Below are 19,109 nucleotides of genomic sequence, written 5' to 3'. Positions count from 1 at the left end.
GACAGGGCCGATCCACCGTCGGGAGCCCCGGACCCCGGCTGCCCGTGCCGGCCTCTTGCCGCTTTGAACCTAGGCTCGGCCGAAGTGCCAACACCGAGTGGGGCAAAGGATCTGGCTGTTCTCCACGACGAGGTCGTGGCCTGCCGCCGGTGTCCGCGGCTCGTCGAGTGGCGCGAGCATGTCGCGGCCAACCCGCGGGCCTCGTTTCGTGACGAGGTCTACTGGGGCCGTGCGGTGCCGGGTTTCGGCGATCCCGACGCCGCCATCATGCTCGTGGGCCTGGCCCCGGCGGCTCACGGCGCCAACCGCACGGGGCGGATGTTCACCGGAGACCGCTCCGGCGACTGGCTCTACGCGGCACTGCACCGCGCCGGGCTCGCCAACCGGCCCACGGCGACCGCCCGTGACGACGGCCTCGCGCTCCTCGACACCTACGTGACCGCAGCGGTCCACTGCGCACCGCCCGGCAACAAGCCGACAACCGAAGAGAGAGACCGCTGTGCGCCGTACTTGAGCCGTGAGCTCGACATCTTCGAGCCACGGGTCATCGTCGTCCTCGGTGGGTTCGGCTACCAGGCCCTGTGGCGCGTCCTCGCGGAGCGGGGCTCGCCGCTCCCGAAGCCGCGCCCATCGTTCGGCCACGGCGTCGAGATGTCCCTCGACATGTTCGGCGGCGCGACGACGACGGTTCTGTGCTCGTACCACCCGAGCCAGCAGAACACCTTCACCGGGCGGCTCACCGAGGCGATGCTCGACGACGTCTTCACCCGGGCCTGCGAGCTCTCGGGATCCTAGAGAAGCGACGACCTAGAGAAGCGACACCGTCTCGACGATCCCAGTGGCGATGGCAATGGCGCCCAGCACGCTTCCGACGGTGAGCCGCAGCACCCGTTCCCGCGCCGCGATGGCAAGATGCGCGCCGATGCGTGCACCAGGGATAACGCCGATGGCGAGAGGAAGCGCGTACAGCCAGTTGATGTTGCCGAGCACGGCGTGGGTGATGGTTCCGGGAATTGATATGAGGCCCACGCAGGCCAGCGACGTCGCCACCGTGATCTTGATCGGGAGCCGGAGCCATCCGGCGAGCGCGGGAACGATCACCACACCACCGCCGAGTCCGAGCAGGCCGTTGATGAGGCCTGCCGCCACGCCGACCGCGAGTGCCTGACCGGCCGACACTGCGACGGTGGCCGTGCCCGGACCTTCGCCCGAAGGAGCGCTCTCGGCCGCCACGTCGGACACGTCGGCAACGTCGACGATCTCGGACACGGGCAGGGCGTCGGTGTCGGGCCCGTTCCCGCCGAAGACGATCCGTGCGGCGGAGTAGGTGATGACACACGACACGGCCACCATGAGGATCCCGCCGTCGCCCGGAACGGCCTCGGCGGCGACGGCACCCAGGACGGCGAAGACGGCCCCGACGGTTCCGATCCGCGCCACGACCCCCCAGTTGACGAGGCCCTCACGGCTGTATCGCAGTGTCCCGGCGATCGCCGACGGGATCACGGCGGGCAGTGTCGAGCCCACCGTTTCGATCGGGGACGCACCCAGCGCGCGGATCGCAGGTTTGGCGACGACACCTCCGCCGACGCCGAACATCGCCGACACGACACCTGTGGCGACTCCGACGACCAGGGTGGCGAGAATCCTGAGCTCGTCGCCGTCCACGAACCGAGGGTAGACGCCGCAAAGCACGCGGCTACGCTTCGGGCGCATGCCGAGCGACCTCGACCTCCGCGGTATCTACGTTCCGCTCGTCACACCGTTCACCGCCGACGGCGGCGTCGCAGCCGACTCCATCGACGCACTCTGCCACCACTATCTCGATGCCGGTGCCACCGGGATCGTGGCACTCGGTACGACCGGGGAGTCGCCGGCGCTCGACGCCGCTGAGCGGGCTGTCGTCACCGACACCTGTGCCGCTGTGTGCAGCCAGCGCGGAGCGCAGCTCATCGTCGGCGCCGGGACCAACAACACCGCCACGACCGTCGCGTCGGTGGCGGCGCTCGAGGGCACGCCGGCGCTGTCGGCCGCGCTGGTGGTCGTGCCCTACTACGTGCGCCCGGCGCAGAGCGCACTCGTCGAACACTTCCGGGCGGCCGCCGAGGCCAGTCCGGTTCCGCTCGTCCTCTACAACATCCCGTCCCGAACCGGCCGCAACCTCGATCCCGAGGCCATGCTCGAGGTGGCCGCCCTGCCGAACGTGGCGGGTGTCAAGCAGGCGACATCGGGCCTCGACCTCGACACGCTCCGGGTGCTCGCCGGGCGTCCCGACAACTTCCACGTGCTGGGCGGAGAAGACCCGTTCCTGTTCCCGATCGTCCTCATGGGGGGCAGCGGCGCCATCTGCGCGTCGGCGCACCTCTGCACCGAGCGCTTCGTGGCGATGATCGAGTGCGGGCTGGCCGGGAAGGTCGACGACGGGCGTGCCCACGCCGAGGCGTTACTTCCGGTGGTGCGCGCGGGCTTCGCCGAGCCCAACCCGTCGGTCTTCAAGGGTGTCCTGCACCGTCAGGGGCTGATCCCCACGCCGGATCTACGCATGCCGCTCGCACCGGCATCGGACGTGGCGGTCGAGGCGGCGCTCGCGGCCGTCGAGGCCGCAACGTGACAACAGTTGAGCACCGTATGAGCACCCCGTGAGCCGTCGCAGCGCCTGGTTCCTGATCGTCGCCGCGGGCTGGACCGCCTACGTGTGGATCAGCCGGCTCTACCTCATGGCCGGATCCGACGACTCGACCGGTTTCAAGGTCGTCCACGCCGTGATCGCTGTCATCTCTCTGGCCTTCGGTGCCGGTGTCGGCTGGATCGGGATCAGGGCCCTGCGACGACGGCGGCCGGCCGGACGCGGCGCCCGGATCGGAGCCGACCCCGGCTCCGACCGCGATCCCGCCGATCCTGTGAGCGTGTCCCGCTAGGAGCTCTCAGGCGAGCGCGGCGTCGATGACGGCCTGCTGCTCGAGTTCGTGCACGCGCGCCGAGCCCGTGGCCGGACTCCCGCTCGGGGGCCGCGCAACGACCGCGACGTCGGTTCCCGCGCCCATCCGGTCGATCATGCGACCGCGCACGAAGCCCCACGCCCCCATGTTCTCGGGCTCCTCTTGCACCCAGCGCAGCTCCACGGAACCTCGGTACTTCCCGAGCGTCGCCAGGAGCTGCTCGGTGGGGAACGGATAGAGCTGTTCCAGCCGCACGACGGCCACCGGTGCCGACCGCTCGTCGCGCTCCTCACGCAGCTCGTGGGCGATCTTCCCCGTGCACAGCAGTACCCGCGAAACCTCCGTGGGAGCGCCGTCGTCGTCGAGGACCTCCCGGAACCCACCCGACGTGAGATCTTCGACCGGCGAGATGGTTCCCGGCATCCGCAGATACCGCTTCGGGGTGATGCACACGAGCGGCGTCCGACGTCCCGAGCACGCCTGGCGCCGGAGAACATGGAAGTACTGAGCAGCCGTGGTGGGGTAGGCGATTCGCATGTTGCCGTCGGCGGCGAGGATGAGGAAGCGCTCGAGGCGGGCGCTCGAGTGCTCCGGGCCCTGTCCCTCGTAGCCGTGGGGGAGCAGCAACGTGAGGGAGCTGCGCTGGTCCCACTTGTCCTCGGCGGCGGCGATGAACTGGTCGATCGTGATCTGACCGCCGTTGGCGAAGTCGCCGAACTGGGCCTCCCACCCGACCCAGCTGTCGCTCGTGGCGACCGAGTAGCCGTACTCGAAGCCGAGCGCGGCGTACTCCGACAGCAGGGAGTCGTAGAGACGCATGGGGGCCTGGAAATCGCTGATGTGGGCGAGGGGGATGTACTCCTCCTCGGTCTGCTTGTCGACGAGGACTCCGTGGCGCTGCGAGAACGTCCCGCGGCGGGTGTCCTGACCTGCAAGGCGCACCGGGATCCCGTCGGTGACGAGGGAGCCGAACGCGAGCGACTCGGCGAGAGCCCAGTCGACCCTGTCGGCGTCGAAGGCCTCGCGGCGTTTCGTGATCAGCCGGGCGAGCTTGTCGTGCGGTGAGAAGCCGTCGGGCCATGTTGTGAGGGCCGTGACGATGTCGTCGAGGCGCTCACGGTCGACGGCGGTGGGTCGGTCGTCGGCGACGGGATCGTCGTGGTCGGCGGTTCCCGCCTCGTCGCTGCCGCCCGTCGCCTCGATGCCGGCTTCGAGCTCCCGGAAGGCCCCCTCCAGGATCCCGCTGAACGCCTCGAGGGCGGACTCCGCCTCGTCGAGCGTGATGTCACCCCGGTTGACGAGTGTCTCGGTGTAGAGCTTGCGGATGGAGCGGTGGGCGTCGATGCGCTCGTACATCCGGGGTTGGGTGAAGGCGGGCTCGTCGGTCTCGTTGTGGCCGTAGCGCCGGTAGCACACCATGTCGACCACGACGTCCTTGTCGAAGCGCTGGCGGAACTCGAAGGCCAGATTCACCACCCGGACACACGCCTCGGGATCGTCGCCGTTCACGTGGAGGATGGGTGCCTGCACCATCTTCGCCACGTCGGTGGCGTAGATGCTGGAGCGACCGTGCTCGGGATCGGTCGTGAAACCGAGCTGGTTGTTGACGACGATGTGGACCGTTCCACCCACGTCGTAGCCGGGGAGCTCCGAGAGGTTGAGCGTCTCGGCAACGACGCCCTGACCGGCGAAGGCGGCATCGCCGTGGATCAGCACCGGGACGACGTCGTCGTGGCCGGCCTCGAGCTCGTCGCGGCGGGCACGTGCCATTCCCTCCACGACCGGGTCGACCGCCTCCAGATGGCTCGGGTTCGAGGCGAGCCGCACCGTCAGGCTGTTCCCCTCGGCGCTCTCGTGCTCCCCGGTGGTGCCGAGGTGGTACTTCACGTCGCCGGATCCCTGTGGCGCGTCGGGATCGAGCTCACCCTCGAACTCGCGGAAGATCTGCGTGTACGACTTCCCGAGCGTGTTGGCCAGCACGTTGAGGCGACCGCGGTGGGCCATGCCCATCACGACCTCGGGACACCCGGCGTCGGCGGCGCTGTCGAGGAGCGCGTCGAGCATCGGGATCAGCGACTCGGCACCTTCGAGGCTGAAGCGTTTGTGCCCGAGGAACTTCCGCTGGAGGAAGGCCTCGAAGGCCTCTGCCGCGTTGAGGCGGTCGAGGATCCGGCGTTTCGTGTCGAGTGACGGGTCCGGTGACTCGCCCTCCACGTGCTCCTGGATCCACTCCTTCTGGTCGGACTCCTGGATGTGCATGTACTCGACGCCGATGGTGCGCGCGTAGGCGTCGCGCAGCACGCCGAGGATGTCGCGCAACAGCATGGCCCGACGCCCCGCCAGGCCGCCGGTGGCGAACTCACGGTCGAGGTCCCAGATCGTGAGGCCCCAGTGATCGGGATCGAGCTCGGGATGGGTGCGGGCGGCGGTGTAGCCGAGCGGGTCGAGGTTGGCGATCAGGTGGCCGCGGACCCGGTACATGTTGATGAGCTGCTGGACGTGCACCGACTTCTCGTGGGCGGCGACGGAGTCGGGCGGAGGGCTGACATCCTCTTTCCAACGCGCCGGCTCGTAAGGAACACCGAAACTGGTGAAGCAGCCGTCGTAGAAGCCTTCGGCCCCCAGCAGCAGCTCGTGCACCCACCGGAGGAACTCACCGCTCTGCGCGCCCTGGATCACTCGGTGGTCGTACGTGCTCGTGAGCGTGACCGTCTTGGACACACCGATGCGCGCGAGGGCCGAGGTGTCGGCCCCCTCGTACTCACTCGGGTACGCGATCGACCCGACGCCGACGATCAGGGCCTGGTCGGGCATGAGCCGCGGGACGGAGTGTTCCGTGCCGATCATCCCGGGGTTCGTGATGCTGATCGTCGTCCCGATGAAATCGTCGGGGGAGAGCTTCCCCGACCGCACCCGCCGGATCAGCTCCTCGTAGGAGCCCACGAAACCGGCGAAGTCGAGCGTCTCCGCCTCGGCGATGTTGGGCACGAGCAGCGACCGCGTTCCGTCGCGTTTCTCGACATCGACGGCGATCCCGAGGTTCACGTGCTTGTTGCGCGACACCCCCGGCTTGCCGTCGATGAGGCCGTAGGTGGAGTTCATCGCCGGGACGCGGGACACGGCCTGCACGACTGCGTACGCGATGAGGTGGGTGAACGACACCTTCGCGTGACCCAACCGGCGCAGCTGGTTGTTGAGGATCAGCCGGTTGATCTCGAGGAGCTTGGCGGGGACCGTTCGCACCGATGTGGCGGTCGGGACCTCCAGGCTGGCCTCCATGTTCTCCACGACACGTGCGGCGGCTCCGCGGAGAGGAGCGGCGTCGTCGCCCGTGATCGTGGTCGTGTCGGCCTCGCGACGTTCCTCGGGCGACTCGGGTACATCGGCCTCGCTCGCGACCGCCGAGTGGGGAACGGGAGCGGCGGGCTCGACCGCTGCGCGTTCCGGGACGGGTGGCGCCGGCTCGGGCCCGGGTGTGTAGTCGGCAAAGAAGTCGCGCCACGCCTCCGAGACCGAGTCGGGATTCTCCGCATAGCGGCGGTAGAGATCCTCCACGACCCCCGCGTTGGGCCCCAGGTCGCCGGCCGGGGTCATCGGCGGAGGAGCTCGGCGACCTGGAACGCCAGGTCGAGGGACTGCCGGGCGTTGAGCCGCGGGTCGCACTGCGTCTCGTAGCGCTCGCCGAGCTGACCGTCGAGCACCTCCTGGGATCCTCCGAGGCACTCGGTGACGTTCTCGCCCGTGAGCTCCACGTGCACGCCACCCGGCCACACGCCCGCGTCACCGCACATCTCGAAGAAGGACCGCAGCTCGTCCATGATGTCGTCGAAGCGGCGCGTCTTCATCCCGGCCTCGTGACTGAAGGTGTTGCCGTGCATGGGGTCGCAGGCCCACACGACGGGATGCCCCGCGTCGCGCACGGCCGCGAGGAGAGGCGGGAGCACCTCACGCACCCTGCCCGCACCCATCCGGCTCACGAGGGTCAGGCGCCCGGGCCGACGGGTCGGGTTGAGGCGCTCGCACAGCCCCAGGACGTCGTCGACACCCGTTGTGGGGCCGAGCTTGACGCCGACGGGGTTCTGCACGCCCGAGAGGAACTCCACGTGGGCTCCGTCGAGCTGCCGGGTGCGCTCACCGATCCACACGAGGTGCGCCGAGCAGTCGAACCACGATCCCGTGAGTGAGTCACGGCGGGTGAGGGCCTCCTCGTAGCCGAGCAGCAGGGCCTCGTGCGACGTGTAGAAGTCGACCTGGTGGAGCTGGAGCTCGTCGTCGAGGACGATGCCACACGCCGCCATGAAGTTGACGGCGCGGTCGATCTCTCTCGCCAGGGCCTCGTAGCGCCGGCCCTCCGGGCTCGACGACACGAACTCGAGGTTCCAGGAGTGCACCCGCGACAGGGCGGCGAAGCCTCCCTTGGTGAACGCCCGCACGAGGTTGAGCGTGGCGGCCGACTGGTGGTAGCCGCGAAGCAGGCGCTGCGGGTCGGGGCGGCGGGCGTCGGCCTCGAACGCCGCACCGTTCACCATGTCGCCACGGAAGGACGGCAGCTCGAGGTCGTCGCGGGTCTCGGTCGGCGACGAGCGGGGCTTGGCGAACTGACCGGCGATCCGACCGACCTTCACGGTGGGAACGCCGGTGCTGTAGCCCAGGGCCACCGCCATCTGGAGGATCACCTTCAGCTTGTCGCGGATGGCGTCGGCGGAGAAGGCGTCGAAGGACTCCGCGCAGTCGCCGGCATGGAGGAGGAAGCCGCGGCCCTCGGAGACCTCACCGAGGAGGGTGGTGAGGGTCTCCGACTCGCCGGCGAACACGAGAGGGGGTTGGCTCCGGAGCTCCTCGAGTACGGCGGCGAGCTCACGGGCGTCGGGCCAGTCGGGCTGCTGGGCAGCCGGCCGGTCCTGCCAGCTCGCGGGCGACCATCCCGTGGCCCCGCCGGTTCCCGTCGTCGTGCTCACAGGTACTGACCCGCTCCCGGACCGCCCACGTCGGGACCACCCGCTTCGAGCGCGGCGCGCCGGCGCATCTCCTCGAACTGCGCCGTGGCGGCGGCCTGCTGTTGGAACAGCGTGGCCTGGATGCCGTGGAACAGCCCCTCGAGCCACCCCACGAGTTGTGCCTGGGCCAGGCGGAGCTCCGACTCGGTCGGGGCGTCGGCCGAGAACGGGAGAACCATCTCGTCGAGCTCGTCGCGCAGGTCGTCGGAGAGGACGTCGCGCAGCTCCGACATCGTGCGCTCGTAGATCTCGCGGAGCCGCCGCCGCCCCTCCTCGTCGAGCGGCGCCTGGCGGACCTCCTCGAGCATGGTCCGCACCATCGAGGCGATCCGGATCAGCTTCGTCGGGCTCGTGACCTGCTCGCCCGCCGGTTCGTCGCTTCCCGTGTCGGGCCTTTCGGCCGAGGCAGCGTCACCGTCCTCGAGCACGATTGGCGTCACGCCTCGCGACCCGTCGTCGGGGTCCAGCCCCTCTTCTCCATCGTGTGTCGCGTCGGGTGAAGCCGCGTTCGCAGAGTTGTCGTGTGGCACGTTCGACCTTTCTGGCTGTTCCGAGGATACCGAGCACCGACGCCGGTGTTGCCCTCGATTCGGCCCTGGGGCCCCGGGGCCTCAGTCCAGTGAGAGTTCGCCCTCGTCGAGGCCCGGAGGCCTCCGACCCTCGCCGCCCGAGGTCCGCGGGCCGGGGACGTCGTGGAACCGGTAGGGCTCGGGGTCGCGCCCTGGCTGGCACACCCAGCACTCGCCGGTACGCCCGCTCGTCGCGAGGGTGACCACGGCGTCGGCGATCTCCTCGGCGGAGAGCAGGGGGAACTCGTCGGCCAGGAGGGGCTCCCGAATCGGCGCGGTCATCGGCGTGTCGACGATGCCCGGATTGACGGTGTTCACGGTGATCCCGGCAGACTCGACGAGTGGTGCGACGCTGCGTACGAAACCCACGACCGCGTGCTTGGTGAGCGCGTAGACGGGGTCCAGGGCGAACGGGATGATGCCCGCCAGCGATGCTGTGGCGACGACCGCCCCACCGCCACGCCGGGTCAGCGCGGGAATGGCCTCTCGCATCCCGAAGACCACGCCGTCGACGTTGACTCGGACCGCCCGCCGGTAGATGTCGTCGGGAAGCGTGTCCACCTCACCGTGCCCGGTGACCACACCGGCGTTCAGGTGCACGATGTCGACACCGCCGAAGTGCTCCTGACACGCGGCAAAGGCGGCCGTCACCTCGGCGGACTCTCCGACGTCGGCGTGCAGCGCGAGGCCGCCCACATCCCGGGCGATCGCGTCGGCGGCGCCGGTGTCGAGGTCGACGGCGCACACCGAAGCACCGGCCCGGGCGAGACGCCGCGCAGTGGCCGCCCCGATACCGGACCCTGCACCGGTGACGAGGGCGACGCGTCCGTGCAGTATCGGCTCCGGTGGTTCGCCCATGGTGTCCGCTCCCAGCGCGCTGGCGCCCTCGGCAGGAATCGAACCTGCGCTCACGGCTCCGGAGGCCGATGCTCTATCCGCTGAGCTACGAGGGCGGGGTGTCGAGTGTAGGCCGGGCGCGACGCTCAGCTCGCTGCCCAGAGCTCCAGCGCGAGGGTGCGGTTGAGGGCCTGGAGCGTCGCCCGGGCAGCGGCCTCGTAGGCGCCGGCGCCGCGCGACAGGCCGTAGAGGGAAGGGGAGGCGCCGTCGCCGTCGAGTTGCACCGCGTACACGGGGTGCTCGCTGTCGTTCTCGCCGTCGACGGGCTTCACCCACCCGATGCGGTACTCGAGAGTGGGAGTGAAGTGCTGGATGGCGTCCAACGTCGCCAGCACGGCGCCCGCGGCGTCACGCGCCGTCGTGCCCCGCCCGATGCTGCGCTGCCCGTCGAGGGTGAGGTGCACCTCGACCTCGTCCGTGTCGGGAAACGTGAGTACGGCGAGCAGCCGGACGCGCTTCTCCCGCGTATCGTGGCGTGATTCGCCCGCGGCGGTGTCGGATGGTCGGTGGTCGGGTTCGGGCGACTTGTCGGATGCGGCCTCGTCCACCAGGTCGATGACGGTGCCGTTCGGGGCCGCCGGCTCCCGGGTGGTGCCGTTCCCCGTCGCACGCATCTCTCCGGCCTCACGCGTCGGCGGGCTGTCGGGCGACGGCTCTCCGGCCGGCTCTCCGGCCTGAAGCGTCTTCCACCGTACGACTTCGACCGCGACGGGTTGTTCCGAGTGCCGATAGGCGATCTGGAGTGCCTGGAGTGCCAGGTCGGGATCGAGCGACGCGCCGCGGGTGTGGACCTGGACCAGGAGCACGTCGTCGCGCTTGTTGAAACCCGCTGCCTGGACGCCGTCGAGCTTGCGCAGTTCGAATTCGAGTTCGTCGAGACTCATACCGGCTGTCCCTTGGCGAGGTACATCCGCTCGTCGGCGAGGCGGAAGAGGGCGTCGTAGTCCTTGGCCTCGGTCGGGCAGTGCGCCGAGCCGAAGGAGAACGACGGTACACCGGTGGGGTCGTCGCCACGTGACACGCGCTCGAGAAGGGCCGGTACCTGGTCGCGCGTCGTGTCGGGGAGGATGAGAGCGAACTCGTCGCCACCGATACGTGCAGCGTTGTCACCGAACCGGAGCACGTTGCGGAACCGGTCGGCCACCGCGCGGAGCGCAGCGTCACCGGCGGAGTGGCCATCGTTGTCGTTGATCTCCTTCAGGTGGTCGACGTCGACGATCACGAGCGTGAACGGCCAGCCGTAGCGCTGAGCGCGGGCCGTTGACATCTCGAGCAGCCGGTCGAAGCTCCGTCGGTCGTAGAGGCCCGTGAGCGGATCGTGCCATGCGTCGTAGCGGAGGACCTCCAGGCGGAGAGCGAGGATGCACAGGTTGACGAGCAGCTTGGGGTCGAACTCGGCCTCGCCGATCTCGGGCTCGGTGTAGAGGCCCGTGGGTGCGGTGAGCAGGGCTTCGTCGTCGTCGGTGATGGGTCGGCGACCGGCCCGGAAGACCTGGCGGCCGAGCCCGGGCTCCTCCACGACGAGCGCGGCGTCGTCGAGATTGCATCGCTCGACGACGTCGTCGAGCGCGTTGTAGATGAGCGAGAGCCCCGCGCCGTCGGCTGCCAGCTCGTTGACGAGGTCGATGACGGGTGTCACGGCGTCGTCCCGGGCGTCGCGTCGCGCATCGGCGCGCGCGGCCTGACCGCTCTCTGTGTCAACGCGCTCCGTGGTGTCATCGTCCGTCCCCGGTTCCGAGAGGATCTCGCCGGAACGACGTCCGGACCCGGTCGCCTCGGTCACAACCCGTGCCTTCCCGCCGGTCCCCGTGCCCGCCGCTGCTCCTCCGCCTTCCACGCCGCGTGGCGGAATGCCCGTCGTAATGTCCCATCCCGCCGGCGCGCCCGCAAGCCAGTAACAGCGTATCCCAAAAGTCCGGTTCGCGTGACGCTCCCCGGACCGGACCGTCTCCCGTGGGAAAAACGAGGCCGCACCGGGGCCCGGCGAAGCGGCGGGGATACCATGCCACGGGCCGGAGCGGGTGGTGTCCGAACCTTCCGATCCGTCCGGCCTCACGCTCGGTGATCCTCGAAACACTCCGCTCCGCCGTCCTCGCGGCTCTCGACACGGCGGGCCTCCCCGCGCCCGACGGCGGCGTCGAACTGTCGGTCCCCAAGTCGCGCGACCACGGCGACTGGGCCACGAACGTCGCGCTCCGGATCGCCCGCCCCGCGGGCCGCAACCCCCGCGAGGTCGCCGACGAGCTGTGCGCCGTCCTCGCCGGGTATCCTCCGGAGCACGTCACCCGGATCGAGGTCGCAGGGCCCGGCTTCATCAACTTCCACCTCGGGCCCGGGTGGCTCCACGACGTCCTGCGCGACACGGTTGCCGCCGGCGACGCGCTGGGCCACGGCTCCGAGCTGTCGGGCGAGCGCATCAACCTCGAGTTCGTGTCGGCCAACCCGACCGGCCCGTTGCACGCCGGCGGGGGCCGCTGGGTCGCCGTGGGCGACGCGCTCGCCAACGTGCTCGCCGCCCGCGGCGCCACGGTCCATCGCGAGTACTACCTCAACGACGCCGGGAGCCAGCTCGACACCTTCGCCGAGTCGCTCTTCGCGCGCTACGAGGGAGCCGAGCCACCCGAGAACGGGTATCACGGCGGGTACCTCGTCGAGATGGCCGCGGCCATGCGTGAGGAACTCGGTGACGCCGTGACGATCGACCGGGCCCGCGACTGGGGCTACGACCACGTCGTCGGACAGCTCCGGTCGGATCTGGAGCGCATCGGCGTGACGTTCGACACCTGGTTCTCCGAGCGCACCCTCCACGAACGCGGCGAGGTCGACGACGTCCTCTCCGAGCTGACGGCCGCCGGCGTCACCTTCGAGGCCGACGGCGCCACGTGGCTGCGCTCCACCGACTTCGGCGACCAGCGTGACCGGGTCCTCGTGCGCAGCGACGGCACCTCCACGTACCTCGCCGCCGACTTCGCCTACCACCGCGACAAGATGCGGCGTGGCTGGAGCCACCTCATCGACATCTGGGGGGCCGACCACCACGGCCAGGTTCCCTCGATCCAGGCGGGCATGCAGGCGCTCGGCGCCGAGCCGGGCCAGCCCGAGGTGATCCTCGGCCAGCTCGTACGCCTCGAGCGGGGCGGGGAGACGGTGCGCCTGTCGAAACGCGCAGGCGACGTGGTCACCCTGGCGGACATCCTGGATGAGGTGGATCCCGACGCGGCCCGGCTCACCTTCCTCCTCCAGGGCATCGACACGCCCCAGACCATCGACCTCGACGTCGTCACGGCGCAGTCGATGGAGAACCCCGTGTACTACGTGCAGTACGCCCACGCACGGATCGCGTCCATCGCCCGCCACGCGGCCGACGCCGGTGTGAGCCGACGCCCGCTCGACGACGTCGACCTCTCGCCGCTCACCGACGAGCGCGAGCTCGACCTGCTGCGGGCCGTCTTCGCCTTCGACGAGGTGGTGGCCGACGCAGCCGAGCACCGCGCTCCCTACAAGGTCACGAACTGGGTCCGCGACCTCGCAGGGCGCTTCCACCGCTTCTACGCCGAATGCCGGGTCGTCACCGACGACGAGGCGCTCACGCAGGCCCGCCTGTGGCTGGCCGCCGCCGTGCAGATCGCCCTGGCCGCGGGGCTCGACCTGTTGGGGGTCTCGGCACCCGAACAGATGGACCGTCTCGATGCCGAGGCGTCGTGACCGGGCGCGTGCCATGAGCGGTACCGCCGACACCGACGCACCCTTCGATCTCTCACTTCTGGGGCGCACCGCGCGAGTCGACGTGTCAGGGCGCTGCTCGCTCGGTGGCTGTGATCTCGCCGGGCTGGCCGACCGTTTCGGTACGCCGCTGTTCGTCTACGACGAGGTGGAGCTCCGTGCGCGCGCCGCTGAGTACCGCGAGCACTTCGGCGACGGTGTGATCTACGCCTCGAAGGCGTTCCTCAACCTCGCCATGGCTCACCTCGTCGACGAGGAGGGCCTCCGCCTCGACGTCGCCACGGGTGGGGAACTGGAGGTCGCCCGCGCCGCGGGGTTCCCTCCGGAGCGGATCGTCTTTCACGGCAACAACAAGTCGACCGACGAGCTCGCGGCGGCACTCGAGGCCGGTGTCGGTCGGATCATCGTCGACTCCACCGACGAAATCGACCGCCTCACCGGTCTCGTGACCGGTGGCCTGCCGATTCCTGCCATTCTGCTGCGCGTCACACCCGGCGTCGAGGCCCACACGCACGAGGCGATCACGACCGGAGTCGACGACACCAAGTTCGGGCTGTCGATCGCCACCGGCGCGGCGGGCGACGCGTTCCGGCGCGTCGTCGACAGCCCCGCGCTGCGCCTGGTCGGCCTGCACGCGCACATCGGGTCCCAGGTGTTCGCGATCGACGCCTTCGCGAAGTCCGCGCACGTCGTCGTCGATTTCGTGGCGGCGATGTCGAAGGAGACCGGTTTTCTCGTCGACGAACTCGATCTCGGCGGTGGGCTCGGTGTCCGCTACCTGAGCCACGACGACGCGCCGACCATCGCCGGCTACGCCGCGACGTTGCGGCGGGCGCTGTCCGACGCCTGGAGCGACGCCGGCCTCGCCGGCGAACCGGTCCTGTTCGTGGAGCCCGGGCGCTCGATCGTGGCGCCTGCGGGACTGACTCTCTACACGGTGGGGACCGTCAAGACCGTCGACGGTGTCCGGACCTATGTCGCCGTCGACGGCGGCATGAGCGACAACATACGTACCGCCGCCTACGCCGCGGAGTACGAGGCGTTCCTGCCGACGAGGGCCGAGGCCCCGCGCCCGCTGCGGGCCACCGTCGCCGGTAAGCACTGCGAGCAGGGCGACCTCCTCGTGCGCGACGCCCGACTCCCCGCCGACGTGGCGGTCGGCGACGTCCTCGCCACGCCCGTCACGGGCGCCTACGGCTACGCGATGGCCTCCAACTACAACAAGATGACCCGCCCCGCCGTCATTTTCGTCCGAGATGGCGAGGCCCGGGTGGTCACACGCCGTGAGACCGCCGACGATCTCATCCGCCTCGATACTCGTCCGGAGCGGTAGGCCTGCGTGGGAAGCTGGGGAGCATGACAGGTTCCGACACGACGGTCCGGCTCGGTGTTCTGGGATGTGGTCACGTGGGAGCGGCGCTCATCCGCCTCGTCGAGGCGCACGCCCCCGTGATCGCGCAGCGCACGGGTGTCGGCCTCGAGGTCGCTCGCGTCGCCGTGCGCGACACGTCGCGTGATCGCGACGTTCCGGTGGCGGCCGACCTCTTCACCGACGACCCCGCCGGCGTCGTCGGCTCGGGCGACGTCGACCTCGTCGTGGAGCTCATCGGCGGGACCGACCCGGCGCAGAGCCTCGTCGTCGCCGCCCTCGACGCCGGCAAGCCCGTCGTGACCGCCAACAAGGAGCTCATCGCCCACGCCGGCGTCGACCTCTTCGACCGTGCCGCCGACGCCGGCGTCGACTTCCTGTTCGAGGCGTCGGTGGGTGGTGGCATCCCCCTCGTCCGCCCCCTGCGCGAGTCCGTGGCAGGCGACCACATCCGGCGGGTGCTCGGCATCGTCAACGGGACCACGAACTACATCCTCACGAAGATGACCGAGGAGGGCGCGGGCTTCGACGAGTCGCTCGCCGAGGCACAGGCTCTCGGGTTCGCCGAGGCCGACCCGACCGCCGACGTGGAGGGCTTCGACGCCGCGGCCAAGGCCGCCATCGTGGCGTCGATCGCTTTCGGTGCCCATGTCACGCTCGCCGATGTCCACCGCGAGGGGATCACCGACGTCACGATCGACGACATCGACGCCGCCCGGCAGCTCGGCTACGTGGTGAAGCTCCTCGCCATCGCCGAGGAGCAGGGCGACGGCGTGGCGGTGCGTGTCCATCCCGCGATGGTCCCCGACGGGCATCCCCTGGCCGCCGTGCGGGAGTCGTTCAACGCCGTGTTCATCGAGGGCGACGCCGTGGGTGAGTTGATGTTCTACGGGCGGGGCGCGGGAGGAGGGCCCACGGCCAGCGCCGTCCTCGGCGACGTCGTCGACGCTGCCCGCAACCTCGCTGCCGGCCATCCCGGCGCCGCCATGGGCACGCTCGAGCAACGCCGCGTCCTGCCGATCGGCGAGATCGAGTCGCAGTTCTACCTGCCGATGGAGGTCGTTGACCGCCCCGGCGTGCTGGCCGCCATCGCCGGGGTCTTCGGTCAGCACGACGTGTCGATCAAGTCGATGCAGCAACACGGCCTCGGTGAGGAGGCCCAGCTCAACCTCGTCACCCACCTGGCACCCGAGTCGGCTTTCGCAGCCACCGTCGAGGAGCTGCGCGGCCACGACGCGGTGAAGAACGTCGGGCGCATGCTGCGCGTCACGGGGGACGACACGTGAGCCCCCAGCCGTCGCCGGCGGCCTGGCCGGGAGTCATCGAGGCCTACCGCGAGTATCTCGACGTCTCCTCGGCCACTCCCGTCGTCACGCTCCTCGAAGGCGGCACGCCGCTCGTCCCCGCCCCGCGGCTCTCGGAGCAGACGGGCGCACGCATCCTCCTCAAGATGGAGAGTGCAAATCCCACGGGCTCCTTCAAGGACCGTGGCATGACGATGGCCATGTCGAAGGCTCTCGAGGAGGGCGCCAAGGTCGTCATGTGCGCCTCCACCGGCAACACGTCGGCCTCGGTCGCCGCCTATGCGGCGCGGGCCGGTCTCACAGCGGCTGTCGTCATCCCGTCGGGCCACGTGGCGCTCGGAAAGCTCGCCCAGGCGATCATGCACGGCGCTCGCGTCATCCCCATCGGCGGCAACTTCGACGACGCCCTCACGATCGTGCGCGAGCTCGGCGCACGGGGCGCCGTCACGGTCGTCAACTCGGTCAACCCGTACCGCATCGAGGGGCAGAAGACGGCTGCGTTCGAGATCGTCGACACGCTGGGCGACTCACCCGACGTCCACTGCATTCCTGTCGGCAACGCGGGCAACATCACCGCCTACTGGCGGGGTTACTCCGAGTACGCACGCCGCGGACGCTCCTCGCGCACACCCCGGATGCTGGGATGGCAGGCGGCCGGCTCCGCCCCGATCGTCCACGGCGAGCCCGTCGCCCACCCCGAGACGATCGCCACGGCCATCCGCGTGGGCAATCCCGCCAGCTGGGCGTCGGCGCTGGAGGCACGCGACGCCTCGGGTGGGACGATCGGCGCGGTCTCCGACACCGAGATCCTCGACGCCTACCGTTTGCTGGCATCGTCCGAAGGGTGCTTCGTGGAGCCGGCCTCGGCCGCCTCGGTGGCCGGTCTGCTCAAGGCGGCGGCCACAGGTCTCGTGGAGCGCGGCGAGACCGTCGTGTGCACGCTCACCGGCCACGGCCTGAAGGACCCCGAACGGGCAACCCACGAGGTGGAGCTGGGCGAGCCGCGTGAGCCAACGGTGCAGGCGGTGGCCGACGAGTTGGGGCTCTGAGAGCCACCCGACCTCCGGTGTCGTCGGCCACGTCGACCCCTCGGTGTGCCCGTGGTAGTACCCGTGGTGCAGCTGTAGTTGTGGACGTCGCAATAGACGCAATAGAGATGTGAGGGGGACCGTCATGACCGACGTCGAGAGCAGCGCCACCGGTGAGCGCACCGGCGGGGCATCCGAGCCGCCCGTCGCCCTCGTCACGGGAGCGTCGGCAGGCATCGGCGAGCAGTTCGCCCGCTACCTCGCGGCCGGCGGCCACGACGTCGTGCTCGTCGCCCGCGACAAGGGGCGCCTGGACGCACTGGCCGAGGTGCTGGCGACGGAGCACGGCGCCGGCTCGGAGGTCCTGGCGGCCGATCTCACCGACGAGGACGACCTGGTGCTCGTGGAGAGGCGTCTGAGGCAGGCGGACCGACCTGTGGAGCTGCTCGTCAACAACGCCGGGTTCGGCACCATCGGCCGGTTCGACACTCTTCCGGTCGACCGTGAGATCGACGAGATCGAGCTCAACGTGATCGCCGTGCTACGCCTCGCCCACGCTGCCGCCGGACCCATGGTGGAGCGCCGCCACGGCGCCATCCTCAACGTGTCGTCGATCGCGTCGCGCCAACCGACGCCGAACATGGCCACCTATGCCGCGACCAAGGCGTTCGTGTCGAGCTTCTCGCAGTCGCTGCACGTCGAGCTCGCGGGCGCCGGCGTCCACGTGATGGTGCTCGAGCCGGGCTTCACGCGCACCGAGTTCCAGGAGCGTCTCGGTGCCGGTGACAAGGAGGGGCGTGTCCCCGGGTTCCTCTGGACGACGCCCGACACCGTCGTGGAGGAAGCGCTCGCGGATCTCCGACGCGGGAGGGCAGTGTCGGTGCCGGGCCTTTCCAACAAGGTCATGGCCGGCGGGAGCAGCACGCTACCGACCGCTGTGACGCGCCGCATCGCCGCCTCCCTCATGAAGACCGACTGAAGCGCCGCCCCGCTACGTCGTCAGGCCGGGTCGATCCGGTAGACGGGCCCGTCGAGGCTGAGGGCGTAGAGCTCACCGGTGGGCCCTTCACCGAAGGACGCCAGGCTCGGCACGTCCACGTCCAGCGAACGCTGCGTGGCGACCGCGCCGTTGTCGAGAGCCAGCGCGTCGACGTTCCCGCGACAGAAGTCGCCGTAGACGTAGGCGCCGACGAGGTCGGGAATCGCTGCGCCCCGGTACACGTAGCCGCCGGTCACGGCACACTCCCCGTTGCGCCGGTCGTACTCGAAGACGGGTCCGACGGCGCCGTCGGCCGATCCGCCCCCGAAGCTCTGCGACCCCTCGAAGGCGGGCCACCCCAGATTCGCTCCTGCCTCGCCTCCGGCCGGGAGACGGTTGATCTCCTCGATCGTGTCCTGTCCGACATCGCCGATCCAGAGGTCGCCGGTCCCGCGGTCGAAGGAGAACCGCCACGGGTTCCGCAGCCCGTAGACCCAGATCTCACCCCTGGAGTCGTTGCTGCCCACGAAGGGGTTGTCGGCCGGCACACCGTAGGGGTCGCCGCGGGTCGGGTCGATGCGCAGGATCGCGCCGAGAAGCGTCGACGTGTTCTGGGCATTCCCCTGTGGGTCGCCGGCGCTCCCGCCGTCACCCAGGGCGACGTAGAGCATCCCGTCGGGCCCGGTCTGGAGCTCGCCTCCGTTGTGGTTGGCGAAGGGCTGGCCCACGGCGAGGATCTCGCGGGCGGAGCCCGGATCGGCCTTCGAGCCCTCCATGGCGTACTCCACGACACGCGTGTCGCCCGAAGTGTCGGTGTAGTCCACGTAGAGGCGGGTGCCGTCGACGGAGAACGCCAGCCCGAGCAGCCCCTGCTCGTTGGCCGTCGACACCAGGTCGCTCACGTCGAGAACAGGCGTGGGGTCGACGGTGCCGTCCCGCAGGACGCGTACGCGGCCGGGCTTCTCGGCGATGTAGACGGCGTCGTCACCCGGTCGTGAGGTGAGTGCTGTGGGCGCCACGAGCGACGCCACCTCCGTGAGGCTCACGCGTACATCGGCGAAGTTCGGCACGGACGCCGTCGTCGTGGGGACACCGGTGGTCGTGGTCGGGGGAGTGGTCGTCGTTGGCGCCTCGACACTCGGCGGTTCGGGCGTCGTCGCCTCGTCGCCGTCGCCACCGGAGCACGACACAAGCACAAATGCAGCGGCGAGCGCGGCGACGAATCCGCGTCGGCGCGTGCGGGCAGGGGAAAGTGTGCGGGTCGTCACAGGATCGCGACGCTACACAGCAGTGCTGCGCGGCAG

The 19,109-nt window shown here is 70.2% G+C and carries 16 protein-coding genes and 1 tRNA gene; 8 read left to right on the top strand and 9 right to left on the bottom strand.

The window, feature by feature from the left end; translation table 11 throughout:
- Positions 1-84 precede the first annotated feature (84 nt).
- Positions 85-795: a uracil-DNA glycosylase gene (locus R3A49_08570; GenBank protein MEZ5170782.1), complete on the top strand. Its 711-nt coding sequence runs from the start codon at positions 85-87 to the stop codon at positions 793-795.
- A gap of 12 nt (positions 796-807) precedes the next feature.
- On the opposite strand, the gene R3A49_08565 is transcribed toward R3A49_08570, so the two are convergent.
- The gene (locus tag R3A49_08565; protein MEZ5170781.1) at positions 808-1,668 is read right to left on the bottom strand and encodes a sulfite exporter TauE/SafE family protein; all 861 of its coding nucleotides are present in this window, start codon (positions 1,666-1,668) and stop codon (positions 808-810) included.
- 46 nt (positions 1,669-1,714) lie between these two features.
- On the opposite strand from R3A49_08565, the gene R3A49_08560 reads away from it, so the two are divergent.
- Entirely contained in the window at positions 1,715-2,611 is an 897-nt protein-coding gene (locus R3A49_08560) for a 4-hydroxy-tetrahydrodipicolinate synthase (GenBank protein ID MEZ5170780.1), read from the top strand.
- 28 nt (positions 2,612-2,639) lie between these two features.
- Positions 2,640-2,918: a hypothetical protein gene (locus tag R3A49_08555; protein MEZ5170779.1), complete on the top strand. Its 279-nt coding sequence runs from the start codon at positions 2,640-2,642 to the stop codon at positions 2,916-2,918.
- A 6-nt stretch (positions 2,919-2,924) separates the two neighbouring features.
- On the opposite strand, the gene R3A49_08550 is transcribed toward R3A49_08555, so the two are convergent.
- The 7 genes from R3A49_08550 to R3A49_08520 form a co-directional block, all read right to left on the bottom strand.
- Complete coding sequence (locus R3A49_08550; protein MEZ5170778.1) at positions 2,925-6,533, bottom strand: multifunctional oxoglutarate decarboxylase/oxoglutarate dehydrogenase thiamine pyrophosphate-binding subunit/dihydrolipoyllysine-residue succinyltransferase subunit; 3,609 nt, start codon at positions 6,531-6,533, stop codon at positions 2,925-2,927.
- Positions 6,530-7,897 (bottom strand): 3-deoxy-7-phosphoheptulonate synthase class II, encoded by a 1,368-nt coding sequence (locus tag R3A49_08545; GenBank protein MEZ5170777.1) that lies wholly within the window; start codon positions 7,895-7,897, stop codon positions 6,530-6,532. The genes R3A49_08550 and R3A49_08545 overlap by 4 nt, the downstream gene beginning before the upstream one ends.
- The gene (locus R3A49_08540) at positions 7,894-8,376 is read right to left on the bottom strand and encodes a proteasome activator (protein ID MEZ5170776.1); all 483 of its coding nucleotides are present in this window, start codon (positions 8,374-8,376) and stop codon (positions 7,894-7,896) included. The genes R3A49_08545 and R3A49_08540 overlap by 4 nt, the downstream gene beginning before the upstream one ends.
- A gap of 171 nt (positions 8,377-8,547) precedes the next feature.
- A complete protein-coding gene (locus R3A49_08535) occupies positions 8,548-9,363 on the bottom strand; it encodes an SDR family oxidoreductase (GenBank protein ID MEZ5170775.1) in 816 nt (271 codons plus the stop codon).
- Between the two features lie 20 nt (positions 9,364-9,383).
- A tRNA-Arg gene (locus R3A49_08530) sits at positions 9,384-9,458 on the bottom strand.
- A gap of 30 nt (positions 9,459-9,488) precedes the next feature.
- Entirely contained in the window at positions 9,489-10,286 is a 798-nt protein-coding gene (locus R3A49_08525; protein ID MEZ5170774.1) for a hypothetical protein, read from the bottom strand.
- Positions 10,283-11,185: a GGDEF domain-containing protein gene (locus R3A49_08520; GenBank protein MEZ5170773.1), complete on the bottom strand. Its 903-nt coding sequence runs from the start codon at positions 11,183-11,185 to the stop codon at positions 10,283-10,285. Before R3A49_08520 ends, R3A49_08525 begins: the two co-directional genes overlap by 4 nt.
- A gap of 278 nt (positions 11,186-11,463) precedes the next feature.
- On the opposite strand from R3A49_08520, the gene argS reads away from it, so the two are divergent.
- The 5 genes from argS (at position 11,464) to R3A49_08495 (ending at position 17,805) form a co-directional block, all read left to right on the top strand.
- Complete coding sequence (argS, locus tag R3A49_08515; GenBank protein ID MEZ5170772.1) at positions 11,464-13,107, top strand: arginine--tRNA ligase; 1,644 nt, start codon at positions 11,464-11,466, stop codon at positions 13,105-13,107.
- A 13-nt stretch (positions 13,108-13,120) separates the two neighbouring features.
- Positions 13,121-14,458: a diaminopimelate decarboxylase gene (lysA, locus tag R3A49_08510; GenBank protein ID MEZ5170771.1), complete on the top strand. Its 1,338-nt coding sequence runs from the start codon at positions 13,121-13,123 to the stop codon at positions 14,456-14,458.
- A 23-nt stretch (positions 14,459-14,481) separates the two neighbouring features.
- Positions 14,482-15,780 (top strand): homoserine dehydrogenase, encoded by a 1,299-nt coding sequence (locus R3A49_08505; protein MEZ5170770.1) that lies wholly within the window; start codon positions 14,482-14,484, stop codon positions 15,778-15,780.
- A complete protein-coding gene (gene thrC / locus R3A49_08500) occupies positions 15,777-16,847 on the top strand; it encodes a threonine synthase (protein ID MEZ5170769.1) in 1,071 nt (356 codons plus the stop codon). The genes R3A49_08505 and thrC overlap by 4 nt, the downstream gene beginning before the upstream one ends.
- 124 nt (positions 16,848-16,971) lie before the next feature.
- Positions 16,972-17,805: an SDR family oxidoreductase gene (locus R3A49_08495; protein ID MEZ5170768.1), complete on the top strand. Its 834-nt coding sequence runs from the start codon at positions 16,972-16,974 to the stop codon at positions 17,803-17,805.
- A gap of 20 nt (positions 17,806-17,825) precedes the next feature.
- Here R3A49_08495 and R3A49_08490 read toward each other — a convergent pair whose 3' ends face one another.
- Complete coding sequence (locus tag R3A49_08490) at positions 17,826-19,073, bottom strand: PQQ-dependent sugar dehydrogenase (GenBank protein MEZ5170767.1); 1,248 nt, start codon at positions 19,071-19,073, stop codon at positions 17,826-17,828.
- Positions 19,074-19,109: the final 36 nt, after the last annotated feature.

The sequence above is a fragment of the Acidimicrobiia bacterium genome (assembly GCA_041394025.1).
Taxonomy (GTDB): Bacteria; Actinomycetota; Acidimicrobiia; order IMCC26256; family JAOSJL01; genus JAOSJL01.
Note: the sequence above shows the minus strand (reverse complement) of the source record. Positions and strands in the feature narration are given on the sequence as shown.